Raw genomic sequence first — 13,097 nt, forward strand, 5'->3', positions numbered from 1 at the left:
CATGAATCTCGAGACACGCCTCACCGAACTCCTCGGTTGCCGCTATCCCGTCGTGCAGACGGCGATGGGGTGGGTCGCCGACCCGCGTCTGGTGGCCGCCAGTTGCAATGCGGGCGGTTTCGGCTTCCTGGCGGGGGCTACCATTCCGCCGGCGGAGATGGAGCGGGACATCCTGCGGGTAAAGGAACTCACCGATCAACCCTTTGGTGTGAACTTCCATATGTACCAGCCCAATGCGGCAGATATCGTCGACATGGTGGTTCGGCACGGCGTTCGGGCGGTGAGTTACTCCCGCTCCCCGGGCCCCGAATTCATCCGCAAGTTGAAAGACGCCGGGGTGATCTGCATGCCCACGGTTGGCCTGCCCAAGCACGCCACCAAGGCCGTGGAGCTGGGTGCCGACGTGGTGACGGTGCAGGGCGGTGAGGGTGGAGGTCATACCGGTGCTGTACCCACGACGCTGCTGATTCCCCAGGTAATCGACGCTGTCGGCGACAAGGTGCCCGTGGTGGCGGCCGGCGGTTTCAAGGACGGCCGGGGCCTGGTGGCGGCTCTGGCCTGGGGCGCTGACGGCATCGCCATGGGGACCCGCTTCCTGTTGACCCGCGATAGCCCGGTGCCCAATGCGACCCTGGAGCGCTACCTGGCCTGTAAGGACCCGGCCCAGATCATTCGCTCCACCGCGATGGATGGCCTGCCCCAGCGCATGATCATGAACGAACTGCTGGCCGAGCTGGAAAAAGCCGGCGGCCTGAAAAAGCTGCTGATTGCCATCCGCAATGGTCTCGCCTTTCGCAAGCACACCGGCGCCAGCCTGACGAGCCTGTTGAAGTCCGCCGTGGCCATGCGTGGCGCCGGCGACCTCACCGCGGCCCAGGCGATCATGTCCGCCAATGCCCCGATGATTATCCAGAAAGCAATGGTGGATGGCCGCCCCGAGGAAGGCGTGCTGCCCAGCGGCCAGGTGGCGGGCGTCATTGACCAACTCCTCAGCTGCGAAGAACTCATCAGTGGTATCGCCAGCGAGGCAGAACAACGACTGGCGGTGCTGGCACAGCGCGCAGCCGGGTAACTTTTGCAAAATGCTCACACAGCAGCATCAGGGAACAGACTATGACAGCTGTATTCAAAACTACGATTAGCGACGGCATCGCCGAAATGATACTGGACCACCCGCCGGTCAATGCCTTCGACAGTGCTGGCTGGATGTCCGTGGCCGCAGAGATCGACGCACTGGGAGACAACGAAGCCGTCCGTGTCATCGTGATCGCCGCAGAAGGCAAAGGGTTTTGTGCCGGTGTGGATATCAAGGAACTGGCTGCCCATCCCGAGCGCATTGTGGCGGTGAACAAGGGCAACTACGAAACGTTTCGCGCCATTCACCAGAATCCGAAGCCGGTAATCATTGCCCTGCACGGCTTCGTGCTCGGCGGCGGGATCGGCATGGCCGGCGCGGCGGATATTCTGGTGGCCTCTGAGTGTGTACGGTTTGGGGTGCCGGAAATTGACCGCGGCGCCATGGGTGGGGGCGCACACCTGCAGCGCATGTTCCCGGTGCAGAAGGTGCGCTACATGTACTTTACCGGCGAGTTTATCGACGCTGCCGAGGCCTACCGCCTGGGTGCTGTCGAGAAGGTGGTGCCGAAAGATGAGCTGCGCGAGACGGCCCGGGAAATCGCCGCGAAAATTGCCGCCAAGTCACCCGCCATGGTCAAGCTGGCCAAGGAGGCACTGACCGGCATTGAGGACGGCAATCTGGAAGACAAGTACCGCTGGGAGCAGGGGTTCACCCTGGAGGCGTATACCGTGGGTGACTCGCAGGAATCACGGGATGCCTTCGTGGAAAAACGTGACGCAAAGTTTTAAGGCAGGATCATGAACCTCAATTACACCGAGCAACAGAATGCCTTCCGCCAGGAAGTGCGCCAGTGGCTGGCCGGGCATGTACCCGCCGAGCCGCTGAAAACCTTCGATACCGCGGAGGGCTTCCAGCAGCACCGCGAGTGGGAAGCCACATTGAACCAGGGGCGCTGGGGTATGGTCACCTGGCCCGAGGAGCTAGGCGGTCGCGGCTGCGACCTGATCGAATGGCTGATCTTCGAGGAAGAGTATTACCGCGCCCGCGCGCCCCTGCGGGTGAACCAGAACGGCATCTTCCTGCTCGGCCCGACCCTCATGGAGTACGGCACCGAGGAACAGAAGGCCCGTATCCTGCCGAAAATGGCGAACGGCGAGGAAGTCTGGGCCCAGGGCTGGTCTGAGCCCAACGCCGGCTCTGATATGGCAGCGATTCGGTCCACCGCCCGCAAACAAGGCGACAAGTACATTATCAATGGCCAGAAAACCTGGTCCACCCGTGCAGTATGGGCGGACTGGCTGTTCGGCATGTTTCGCACCGACCCGGATTCCGAACGCCATCGCGGCCTGACCTTTATCCTGGTGCCGCTGGATACTCCCGGGATTACCGTGCGACCGATCCCCCAGTTGGACGGACTGCCGGGCTTTGCCGAAATCTTCTTCGACAACGTAGAAGTAGACGTCAGTAATCGCCTGGGCGACGAGGGCGCCGGCTGGAGTGTCGCCATGGCCACTGCCGGCTTCGAGCGCGGCCTGATGCTGCGCTCTCCGGCCCGCTTCCAGGAAACCGCCCGTCGCCTTGTGGAACTCTACAAGGCGAATCAGGACAAGGCGGACCGCGACCCCGCCGTGCGCGACGCGGTGATGCGCGCCTGGATGGACGCCGAAAGCTACTGCCTGACCACCTACGAAACGGCCTGCCGGCTCAGCCAGGGTGGAAAAATCGGTGCGGAGTCCTCCACCAACAAGATTTTCTGGTCCGAGCTCGACCAGAACATGCACGCCACGGCCATGAGCATTCTCGGCGCCCGTGCAGAGCTGCTGCCCCACGCTCCCGACGCGGGCGAAGTCGGAACCTGGCTGGACGGTTGGCTGTTTTCCCAGTCGGGGCCGATCTACGCGGGCACTAACGAAATTCAACGCAACATTATCGCCGAACGAATGCTCGGTATGCCGAGGTAGCAGGAGAGTTACGATGAATTTTACGTTTAGCGAAGACCAGCTCCTGTTCCGCGACTCCGTGCGGGATTTTCTGGTCAACGAAGTCACCCCGGAACGCGTTCGCGGGATCTGGGAAAGCGAGAATGGCCGCGACGACGGCCTGTGGCAGCAGTTGGCCGAGATGGGCCTCACCGGCATTACCGTTCCGGAAGAACACGGCGGCCTCGGTATGAACGAACTCGATTTCGTGCTGCTGGCGCAGGAGTGTGGTTATGTCGCCCTGCCGGAACCCCTGGTGAACACTGCCCTGGTGGCGGTGCCGGTTATCAGCCAACTGGGTGGGGAAGCCGCCGGAAAATGGCTACCGCAGATTGCCGCGGGGGAAACCCGGGTAGCGGTGGGCTGTAGTGAGAATGGCCTCGCCGAGGACGCCGCCCAGGCGGGGTTGCTGTTGTGGGCTGAACCGGAGGCTGTGTACCTGCTGGAGCCGGATCAGTTCAGCGCGCGCTTCAATGAGTCGATCGATCCTTCAAGACGCCTCTACGCCATCGACATCAATGCCGGTGTCGCGCCGATGGCAACCGGAGAACAGGCCGCGGTGCTCTACCAGGCCGTGCTCGACCGTGGCGCGTTGGGTGCCGCTGCCCAGGCGCTGGGGCTGGCTCAGCGGATGATCGATATCTCCGTGCAATACACCAGCGAGCGCCAGCAGTTCGGCAAGGTCATCGGCAGCTTCCAGGCGGTGAAACACCACATGGCGAACGTCGCGGTGCGCCTGGAGTACGCCAAGGCGCCGGTGACCCGGGCCGCCTATGCGCTGGCGAATGCCGAGCCGGGCGCTGGCAAGGCGGTGTCTCACGCCAAGCTGGTCGCGTGCGAGGCAGCTAACCTGGCGGCCAAAAACAGCATCCAGGTGCACGGTGCCATGGGCTACACCTGGGAAGTGGACCTGCACATCTTCATGAAAAAAGCCTGGGCCATGGCCGGGACCTTTGGCGACACCGGTTTTCACAAGCAGCGGGTGGCCGACCACATTTTCGCCGACGGTGTCGCCCTGGGCGCCGGCAGCACTTTTTGAAGAGAGGAAGAGATCATGCCTGAAGCCTATATAGTCGATGCCGTACGTACCCCTACAGGCCGCCGGCGGGGTAGTCTCGCCGACGTTCATGCCGCCGATCTAGGTGCCCATGTCCTGAAAGCCCTGGCCGGTCGCAACGGCATTCCCGATAGCGAATACGACGACGTTATCTTCGGCTGCGTCGATACCATCGGCCCGCTGGCGGGCGACATCGCCCGCACCTGCTGGCTGGCGGCCGGTCTGTCCGACGAGGTGCCCGGCACCACCGTGGACCGTCAGTGTGGTTCATCGCAGCAGGCCGTGCACTTTGCCGCCCAGGCCATCATGGCTGGCATCAACGACGTGGTCATTGCCGGTGGCGTGCAAACCATGAGCAGCATTCCCATTTCTTCCGCGATGCTCGCTGCCGAGCCCCTGGGTTTCAAGGACCCCTTCTCCGGCAGCCAGGGTTGGGTGGCGCGCTACGGCGATACGCCGGTATCCCAGTTCAACTCGGCCCAGATGATTGCCGACAAGTGGGGCTGCAGCCGCGAGGACATGGAGTTGTTCGCACTGGAATCACACACCCGGGCATTGCGCGCTATAGAAGAAGGCCGTTTCGATCGTGAAATCGCGCCGCTGAATGGCCTGGATATGGACGAGACTCCCCGCCAGACTTCTCTGGAAAAAATGGCCGACCTGGACCCTCTGGCGGAAGGCGGCACCATTACCGCCGCTGTCTCCAGCCAGACCTGTGACGGTGCCTCGGCCATGTTGATCGTCTCCGAAGCTGCCCTCAAGCGTTACAACCTCACTCCGCGCGCCCGTATCCACCACATGAGCGTCCGCGGCGCCGATCCGATCTGGATGCTGACGGCTCCGATTCCGGCGACTGAGTACGCACTGAAGAAGGCAGGAATGAAGATCTCTGACATCGACCTCGCCGAGGTCAACGAGGCTTTTGCGTCTGTGCCGATGGCGTGGATGAAGGAGACGGGCTTCGCCCACGAGAAGATGAATGTGAACGGCGGCGCAATTGCGCTGGGGCATCCGCTGGGTGCGACCGGAACCAAACTGATGACGACGCTGTTGCATGAGTTGGAGCGGACGGGGGGGCGGTATGGGCTGCAGACGATGTGTGAGGGTGGTGGTCAGGCGAATGTGACCATTCTGGAGAGGCTCTGAGTCTAGTGGTGATTCATCGCTTGGCGATATTGCTCTAACGGAGCTTCGTCGCACGGCGAATCACCGGGCAGGGGCCTTCCGGGACACGCCGTGAACCCATCCATGGGGGCTTCTCTTCGACATCCATGTCTCAGAGAGTCCCTACAGGCCCCTCCCCGGCGCTTCACCTCCAGTGGAGCAGGCTGATCGATGGCGCCAAAGGTAGATATTGGCGCAGAACGGAAAATCTGATGCTGGGTCTCTGATGACACGACGCGGTCTTGAGAAGTACTCAGTAGGTAGCGACAGGAGGTGTGAGGGAGCTTTTCGGGACCGTGTGAGACATGGATGTCGAGCACGAGCGTACATGGACGTATTCACAGCGTGTCCCGAAAAGCTCCCTCACGCCGCCGGAGCGGGAAGCAATTGCCGCAACCAGAAAGAATGCGACACGAACAAAGGATCAGAAGAGTATGAGCGAAATCTGTGAAGGACGAGTAGTGATCATCACCGGGGCCGGCGGCGGTCTCGGTGCGGCGCATGCCAAAGTACTGGCCAGTGAGGGCGCCAAAGTTATCGTTAACGATATCAATGAAGAGGCGGCAGCCGCCGTCGTCGAGGAGATAAAGGCTGCCGGCGGTGAAGCCGCGGTCAACACCTCCGACATCACCAACTACGACGACAGCCTGAATGCCGTCAAACAGGCTATCGACACCTTCGGCGGGCTGCATGCAGTGGTCAACAACGCCGGTGTGAACCGCGACCGCATGTTTGCCTCCATGACCGAGCAGGAGTGGGACGCCATCATGGCCGTGCACCTCAAGGGCCACTTCTGTATCTCCTCCCACGCCGTGCACTACTGGCGCGGCCAGTCCAAAGCCGGCGAGGCGGTGGATGCGCGGATCATCAATACCACGTCCGGCGCCGGCCTGCAGGGTTCCGTCGGGCAGTCCAACTATGCCGCGGCCAAGGCCGGTATCGCGGCACTGACACTCAACCAGGCAGTTGAGCTGGCGCGCTACGGTATCACCGCCAACGCGATTGCGCCCTCCGCCCGTACCGGCATGACCACCGCGGTACCGGAAATGGCCCAGCGTATGGCCAGGCCGGAAGATGGCAGTTTCGACCACTTTGCCCCGGAAAACGTCTCGGTGCTCGTTGCGTTCCTGGCGTCGGCAGAATCTGCGGGTGTTACGGGTAAGGTCTTCGAGTCCGAAGGCGGGCGCATCTGCATCTGTGATGGCTGGCGTACTACCGAAGGGCTGGACAAGAAAGCCCAGTGGCAGCCCTCCGAGCTGAAGGACGCTGTCGCCAAACTGATTGAAACCGAAGTACCGGCACAGAAAGTCTGGGGTACCTGAGATGGAATTTGCCTTCACCGACGAACAGCAGATGATCCGCGACACCGCGGCGGACTTCCTTGCCGAGGTGTCGACCAGTGAGGCGGTTCGTGCTGCGATGGACACGGAGCAGGGCTACGACGCCGCCCTGTGGGATCGCGTGTGCCAGGAGATGTTCTGGCAGGCCATTCACATCCCCGAGGCACACGGCGGCATGGGGCTTGGCTATGTGGAGCTGGTGGCCATGCTGGAGCAGATGGGGCGCTTCCTGTTCTGCTCGCCGTTCTTTTCCACCGTCTGTCTGGGGGTGAATGCCTTGCGGGTGGCTGGCACCGCCGAGCAGCAGGCGCAGTACCTTCCGGAGATCGTGGCCGGCAAGACCGCGACCCTGGCTTATGCTTCCGCCAATGGCGGCTGGAACAGTGACAGTGTAACGGCAACCTGTCGTAGCGAGGGTGAAGGCTATCGCCTTGATGGCAGCTATCGCTACGTGACCGATGGTCATACTGCGGACCTGTTGATTGTCGCGGCGCGTGCGCCGGACAGCGCCGGTGACGAGGATGTCAGCCTGTTTGTACTGGATGCGAATACCGCGGGTGTCAGCCGTCGCTGGCTGCCCACCATGGACCAGACCCGCAAGCAGGCGGAAGTAATCCTCGATGGTGTGGTGCTGCAGTCGGGCGCGTTGATGGGCGAAGCCGGCAAGGCATGGCCTGCATTACAGACGGTGCTGGACCTCGCTCGAGTGGCTGTTGCGGCAGATCAGGTCGGCGGTGCCCAGCAGGCTTTGGATATCACCGTCGACTACCTGCAGGAGCGGGTCCAGTTTGGCCGGGTGATTGCGTCCTACCAGGCGGTCAAGCACAAGGCAGCCGACATGATGGTAAAAGTCGAAGCGGGACGCTCTGCACTGTATTACGCAGCTTGCGTGGCGGACGAGACGCTCAATGGGGGCGCCCTTGGCAGCGAACTGGGGGAGGCGGCCAGTGTCGCCAAGGCCTGGTGTTCCGACGCCTACTTCTTTAATGCAGGCTGCGGCATCCAGTTGCACGGGGGTGTCGGTTTCACTTCCGAGTACGACATCCAGCTTTACTTCAAACGGGCCAAGTCGACCGAGACCTTTCTCGGTGACGGGGCCTGGCACCGCGAGCGCCTGGCGCAACAGATTCTGGACGGGGAGGCAGCGGCATGAAACTCAGCTTCAGCCCGCAAGACGAACAATTCCGCGAAGAGGTCGCCAACTGGTTGGCGGAAAACCTGTGCGGCGAATTCGAGCGTGTCCGCCACCGAGGCGGCCCGGGGGACGAACATCACCTGGTGGAGGAGCGCAAAGCCTGGGAACGCAAGCTCGCCGAGGGTGGCTGGACCTGTATCGGCTGGCCGCAGGAACATGGCGGCCGCGGCGCCAGCATCGAGCAGCAGGTGATCTTCAACGAAGAGTACGCGCGGGCCGGCGGCCCCGGGCGAATTGGCCATATCGGCGAAACTCTGGCGGGTCCCACCATCATCGCCTTTGGCAGTGATGAGCAGAAGCAGAAATACCTGCCGGGCATCCTGCGTGGCGAAGTGTTCTGGTGCCAGGGATACTCCGAGCCGAGCGCCGGCTCCGATCTTGGCAACGTCAAGACCAAGGCGGAGTTCGACGAGGCGGCCGGCAAGTGGCGCATCAACGGCCAGAAAGTATGGACCTCACTGGCCCATGAGTCGGAGTACTGCTTCGTGATTGCCCGCACCGATCCGGCCAGCGTCGGTCATAAGGGCCTGGGCTTCTTCCTGGTGCCGATGGATCAACCCGGCGTGACCGTGCGCCCCATCGAGCAGATTACCGGAACCTCTGAATTCAATGAGGTCTTTTTCGACGACGCCGAGTGCGACGCGACCGATATCGTCGGCGCCCCCGGAGATGGCTGGAAGGTGGCCATGGGCCTGTTGGGCTTCGAGCGTGGCGTATCCACCCTCGGCCAGCAGATGCTGTTCCAGAACGAGTTCGACGCCATCGTCAAAGTGGCGAGAGAAAACGGCGCCGCTCGCAATCCAGCCCTGCGTCAGCGCATCGCAGACGCCCACGTCGGACTGAAGATCCTGCGCTACAACAGCATGCGCATGCTTTCCGGCGGCGAAGACGGCAGCCTGCAGAAGGAGGCGATGATCTACAAACTGTACTGGGCCACCTGGCACCGCAACCTCGGCAAGCTGGCCATGGATGTGCTGGGCCAGGAGAGCGAGATCCTGGACGACGCGCCCTACGAGCTCAACCGCCTCCAGTCCATGTACCTGTTCACCCGCTCCGACACCATCTACGGCGGCACCAACCAGATCCAGCGCAACATCATCGCCGAGCGCGCGTTGGGCATGCCCAGAGAACCTCGCGGCTAGCGCGCGACATTTTTGAGGAAACCATGAAATGGCATTGAAAGAACCACCACCCTACGTCAAAGGGCACAACCTGCTCGAAGGCAAATCTGTCCTCATTACTGCCGCTGCGGGGGCCGGTATTGGTTTTGCCGCGGCGACCCGGGCCGCAGAAGAGGGCGCCCGCGCCGTCACCATCAGCGATATTCACGAGGGGCGCCTGGAAAAAGCGGTTGCCACCCTGAAAGAACAGACCGGTCTCGAGGCGGTGTACGGCAAGGTCGCCAATGTCACTGTCGAGGAAGATGTCCAGTCCCTGATCGATGAGGCGGAAGCCAGCATGGGCGGGGTGGATGTGTTGATCAACAATGCGGGCCTTGGCGGCACCAAACTGCTGGTCGACATGGAGGACGACGAGTGGAGCCGGGTGCTCGATATCACCCTGACCGGCACCATGCGCATGACCCGCGCCATGCTGAAAAAAATGCAGCCACGCGGCGCCGGCGTCATCGTCAATAACGCCTCTGTGCTCGGCTGGCGCGCCCAGAAAGAGCAGTGCCACTACGCGGCCGCAAAGGCCGGGGTGATGGCCCTGACCCGTTGCTCCGCGCTGGAAGCGGCAGACCACGGCGTACGCATCAACGCAGTATCACCCTCAATTGCCTTCCACGAATTCCTGAAGAAGACCACACCGATGGAGTTGCTGGAAGAGCTGGCGTCGAAAGAAGCCTTCGGGCGCGCGGCGGAGGTCTGGGAAGTGGCCAACGTGATGATGTTCCTGGCGTCGGATTACTCGGGCTACATGACAGGTGAGATTGTGTCGTGTTCGAGTCAGCGGGCCTGAGAAAGGCGGTTTGAGCGGATCTGCACTGGATCCAGTTCCGTTGCTCCACAGGTAGGCAAGGAAGCGGGGCGAGCTGGAGCAAACCTTCGCTCGCATGGATGCGAGCGAGGAGCCTCCATGGACGGATTCACGGCGTGTTTGCGTAAGCTTGCCCCGCTTCCTTGCCGGGAATAATGCAAATACCCTCCCGGAAATTTGGGAATAATTCACAATCCGAAACGTATTTACCGAAGAGATAGAGGTTTCCAATGAGAGAAGCAGTCATCGTCAGCACTGCCCGCACCCCGATCGGCAAGGCCTTCCGGGGCGCCTTCAATGATACCGAGGCTCCGGCCATGGGCGGCCACGTCGTGCGCGCGGCCGTGGCGCGGGCCGGGATCGACCCGGCCATGGTCGACGACGTCATCATGGGCGCGGCGGCCCAGCAGGGTACCCAGGCCTACAACCTCGGCCGGCTCTGCGGCATTGCCGGTGGCCTGCCGGATACTACCGCGGGCATGACCATGGATCGCCAGTGCTCCTCCGGCCTCATGACCATCGCCACCGCGGCCAAGAGCATCATCTGCAACGAGTACGACGTGGCCGTGGCCGGTGGGCTGGAGTCCATCTCCCTGGTGCAGAACAAGCACAAGAACAGCTATCGCAACGTCTCCAAAACCGTACTGGAGATGTCGCCCAAAGCCTACATCCAGATGATCGAGACCGCCGAGGTGGTCAGCGAGCGCTACGGAATTTCCCGGGAAGCCCAGGACGAATACTCCCTGCAGAGCCAGCTGCGCACCGCGCAGGCCCAGGAAACGGGTGCCTTCGATGCTGAAATCGTCCCCATGGCGACCACCAGGGCCGTGTTCAACCGGGACACCAAAGAAACCACCTACGAACAGGTGACGCTGGAAAAAGACGAGGGCAACCGGCCTTCTACCACCCTTGAGGGCTTGCAGAGCCTGGAGCCGGTCTTCAAGGACGGCCAGTTCATCAAACAGGGGCAGTTCATCACCGCGGGTAACGCCTCGCAACTGTCCGATGGCGCCTCGGCCTGCCTGTTGATGGAGGCCAGCCTGGCCGAGCGGCAGGGGCTGGTGCCACTGGGTTACTACCGCGGTCTGGCAGTGGCCGGTTGCGCGCCGGATGAGATGGGCATCGGCCCGGTGTTCGCGATACCCAGGCTGCTGCAGCGGCACAACCTGAGCGTGGATGACATCGGCCTGTGGGAACTCAACGAGGCCTTTGCCTGTCAGGTACTGTACTGTCGGGACCACTTGGGCATCGACAACGATAAACTGAATGTAAACGGCGGCGCGATTGCCATCGGTCACCCCTTCGGGATGAGCGGTGCGCGCATGGTGGGCCACGCCCTGATCGAGGGTAAACGGCGCGGTGTGCGCTACGTGGTGATCACCATGTGTATCGGCGGTGGTATGGGCGCGGCGGGGCTGTTCGAGGTCGCCTGAGCCCATCCACTGGCGGCTCCCAGCCTCGGCGGGGAGCCGCCGTAGCGTGCTACAATGGCGCCGTTTACGGGCCCGGTAACTCATTGCCGGGCTCTGACCTATGGGGCAAAGACGGCGTTAATGAGCAAAATCGGCGAACTGCTGGTACAGCAGGGCAAAATTTCAGAGCGGGATGTGGAACGCACCCTGCTGGCCCAGAACGAAATGGGCGATATGTTCGGGCAGGTGCTGATAAAGCTGGGCCTGGTGTCCGACCAGGACGTGGCCGAGGCCCTGTCGCGCCAGCTCGATATTCCCCTGCGCGAAGCCGCTGCCTACCCCGAGGAGCCTATCCGCCTGGACGGGGTTTCTCAGGAGTTCCTGTTCAGCAATGCGGTAGTGCCCGTCGCCATGGCAGGTGATCTCATCACCTTTGCCGCCACCGTCCCCCAGGACCCGTTTATCGCCAAGGCGCTGAGTATGGCGCTGGACAAGCCGGTGGCCATCCAGCTCGGGCTGGAGACGGACATCAGCAAAGCCCTGCAGCGCTACCTCCAGGCGGACGAGCAGGAGGAGGGCGACGAACTGTCCGACCAGTTCGCCGGCCAGAGTGACGACGAATTCATCGAGCATCTGCGGGACCTGGCCAGCGAGGCGCCGGTGATTCGCCTGGTCAACCAGATCATCCATCGGGCGGTGGATATGGGGGCCTCGGATATCCATATCGAGCCCTTCGAGGACGGCCTGCACCTGCGCTACCGGGTGGACGGCGTGTTGCAGGAATCCCGGGACGCCCCTGCGCCCAGCCTGGCGCCGGCCATCGCCTCGCGGATCAAGCTGCTCTCACACATGAACATAGCGGAGCGTCGCCTGCCCCAGGACGGCCGCATCATGACCCGGGTCAAGGGTCACGAGCTCGATCTGCGGGTGTCCACCATTCCCACGGTACACGGTGAGAGTATCGTGATGCGGGTCCTGGACCGCGGCAGTATCCGCCTGAGCCTCACCGACATGGGCTTTTCCGAGGACACGCTGGCCCGCTACCAGACCCTGATCAACCGGCCCCACGGCGTACTGCTGATGACCGGGCCCACCGGTTCGGGGAAGACCACCACGCTCTATGCCTCGCTGGCCTCGCTGGATTCCGAGAAGCTCAAGATCATCACCGTGGAAGATCCGGTGGAGTACCAGCTGCAGGGCGTCAACCAGATCCAGGTGCAGTCCCAGATCGAGCTGAGCTTCGCCCGGGCCCTGCGCGCCATCCTGCGCCAGGACCCGGACATCATCATGATCGGTGAGATGCGCGATACCGAGACGGCCCAGATTGGCGTGCAGTCGGCACTGACCGGCCACCTTGTGCTCTCGACCCTGCACACCAATACGGCCGCTGGCGCTATCACCCGCCTCGAGGACATGGGGGTCGAGCGCTTCCTGATTACCTCTTCGGTCAATGGCGTGCTGGCGCAACGCCTGGTGCGAACCCTGTGCAAGCATTGCAAGCATGAGGTCGAACTGGATGACCAGACCATCAGGCATTACGGCCTGCAGCGCTTCCTGCCCCAGGGGCAGACCACGGTGTTCCAGGCCGCAGGCTGTGAACACTGCCTCGACACAGGATATGCCGGGCGGACTTCCATCCATGAGCTGTTCGTACTGGATGAAGACATGCACCGGGTGATCATGTCCGGCGCCGACGCCACTCTGCTGCATGCCGCGGCCCGTAAACAGGGCATGATCACGCTGTACGAGGATGGCCTGCGCAAGGTGGTGGCGGGCAAGACCTCGCTGGAAGAGGTGATGCGGGTCACCCAGGACCAGACCGAATCCGAGGAAGAGGCCGCCGAGATGGCCGCCCAGTTAGCCGCTCACCTCGACCAGCCGGCGGCCTGATC

11 protein-coding genes are annotated in these 13,097 nt (G+C 62.6%); all 11 read left to right on the forward strand.

All coding sequences use genetic code 11. The features are described 5' to 3' along the window. Window position 1: 1 nt before the first annotated feature. The 11 genes from FV139_RS16380 (at window position 2) to FV139_RS16430 (ending at window position 13,095) form a co-directional block, all read left to right on the forward strand. The gene (locus tag FV139_RS16380; RefSeq protein WP_148069546.1) at window positions 2-1,072 is read left to right on the forward strand and encodes an NAD(P)H-dependent flavin oxidoreductase; all 1,071 of its coding nucleotides are present in this window, start codon (window positions 2-4) and stop codon (window positions 1,070-1,072) included. Between the two features lie 41 nt (window positions 1,073-1,113). Next, window positions 1,114-1,866, forward strand: coding sequence for an enoyl-CoA hydratase family protein (locus FV139_RS16385; protein ID WP_148069547.1), 753 nt, complete (start codon window positions 1,114-1,116; stop codon window positions 1,864-1,866). A gap of 9 nt (window positions 1,867-1,875) precedes the next feature. Then, entirely contained in the window at window positions 1,876-3,039 is a 1,164-nt protein-coding gene (locus FV139_RS16390; protein ID WP_148069548.1) for an acyl-CoA dehydrogenase, read from the forward strand. 13 nt (window positions 3,040-3,052) lie between these two features. Then, complete coding sequence (locus tag FV139_RS16395; protein ID WP_148069549.1) at window positions 3,053-4,096, forward strand: acyl-CoA dehydrogenase family protein; 1,044 nt, start codon at window positions 3,053-3,055, stop codon at window positions 4,094-4,096. Window positions 4,097-4,111: 15 nt separating this feature from the next. Then, window positions 4,112-5,260, forward strand: a complete 1,149-nt coding sequence (locus FV139_RS16400; protein WP_148069550.1) for an acetyl-CoA C-acetyltransferase — start codon at window positions 4,112-4,114, stop codon at window positions 5,258-5,260. A 452-nt stretch (window positions 5,261-5,712) separates the two neighbouring features. Further along, a complete protein-coding gene (locus tag FV139_RS16405; RefSeq protein WP_148069551.1) occupies window positions 5,713-6,600 on the forward strand; it encodes an SDR family oxidoreductase in 888 nt (295 codons plus the stop codon). Between the two features lies 1 nt (window position 6,601). Next, complete coding sequence (locus FV139_RS16410; protein WP_148069552.1) at window positions 6,602-7,771, forward strand: acyl-CoA dehydrogenase family protein; 1,170 nt, start codon at window positions 6,602-6,604, stop codon at window positions 7,769-7,771. After that, the gene (locus FV139_RS16415; RefSeq protein ID WP_148069553.1) at window positions 7,768-8,955 is read left to right on the forward strand and encodes an acyl-CoA dehydrogenase family protein; all 1,188 of its coding nucleotides are present in this window, start codon (window positions 7,768-7,770) and stop codon (window positions 8,953-8,955) included. Before FV139_RS16410 ends, FV139_RS16415 begins: the two co-directional genes overlap by 4 nt. 28 nt (window positions 8,956-8,983) lie before the next feature. Then, window positions 8,984-9,775 (forward strand): SDR family oxidoreductase, encoded by a 792-nt coding sequence (locus FV139_RS16420; protein ID WP_213004144.1) that lies wholly within the window; start codon window positions 8,984-8,986, stop codon window positions 9,773-9,775. Between the two features lie 248 nt (window positions 9,776-10,023). Then, a complete protein-coding gene (locus FV139_RS16425; protein WP_148069554.1) occupies window positions 10,024-11,226 on the forward strand; it encodes an acetyl-CoA C-acyltransferase in 1,203 nt (400 codons plus the stop codon). Window positions 11,227-11,346: 120 nt separating this feature from the next. Beyond that, the gene (locus FV139_RS16430; RefSeq protein ID WP_148069555.1) at window positions 11,347-13,095 is read left to right on the forward strand and encodes a GspE/PulE family protein; all 1,749 of its coding nucleotides are present in this window, start codon (window positions 11,347-11,349) and stop codon (window positions 13,093-13,095) included. Window positions 13,096-13,097: the final 2 nt, after the last annotated feature.

It is taken from the genome of Parahaliea maris (assembly GCF_008064665.1).
GTDB classification, from domain to species: Bacteria; Pseudomonadota; Gammaproteobacteria; order Pseudomonadales; family Halieaceae; genus Parahaliea; species Parahaliea maris.

Bases quoted from the DNA above. Each gene is read 5' to 3' on its own strand.
- FV139_RS16380 (WP_148069546.1), top strand. From the start codon at position 2: ATGAATCTCGAGACACGCCTCACCGAACTCCTCGGTTGCCGCTATCCC.
- FV139_RS16385 (WP_148069547.1), top strand. From the start codon at position 1,114: ATGACAGCTGTATTCAAAACTACGATTAGCGACGGCATCGCCGAAATG.
- FV139_RS16390 (WP_148069548.1), top strand. From the start codon at position 1,876: ATGAACCTCAATTACACCGAGCAACAGAATGCCTTCCGCCAGGAAGTG.
- FV139_RS16395 (WP_148069549.1), top strand. From the start codon at position 3,053: ATGAATTTTACGTTTAGCGAAGACCAGCTCCTGTTCCGCGACTCCGTG.
- FV139_RS16400 (WP_148069550.1), top strand. From the start codon at position 4,112: ATGCCTGAAGCCTATATAGTCGATGCCGTACGTACCCCTACAGGCCGC.
- FV139_RS16405 (WP_148069551.1), top strand. From the start codon at position 5,713: ATGAGCGAAATCTGTGAAGGACGAGTAGTGATCATCACCGGGGCCGGC.
- FV139_RS16410 (WP_148069552.1), top strand. From the start codon at position 6,602: ATGGAATTTGCCTTCACCGACGAACAGCAGATGATCCGCGACACCGCG.
- FV139_RS16415 (WP_148069553.1), top strand. From the start codon at position 7,768: ATGAAACTCAGCTTCAGCCCGCAAGACGAACAATTCCGCGAAGAGGTC.
- FV139_RS16420 (WP_213004144.1), top strand. From the start codon at position 8,984: ATGGCATTGAAAGAACCACCACCCTACGTCAAAGGGCACAACCTGCTC.
- FV139_RS16425 (WP_148069554.1), top strand. From the start codon at position 10,024: ATGAGAGAAGCAGTCATCGTCAGCACTGCCCGCACCCCGATCGGCAAG.
- FV139_RS16430 (WP_148069555.1), top strand. From the start codon at position 11,347: ATGAGCAAAATCGGCGAACTGCTGGTACAGCAGGGCAAAATTTCAGAG.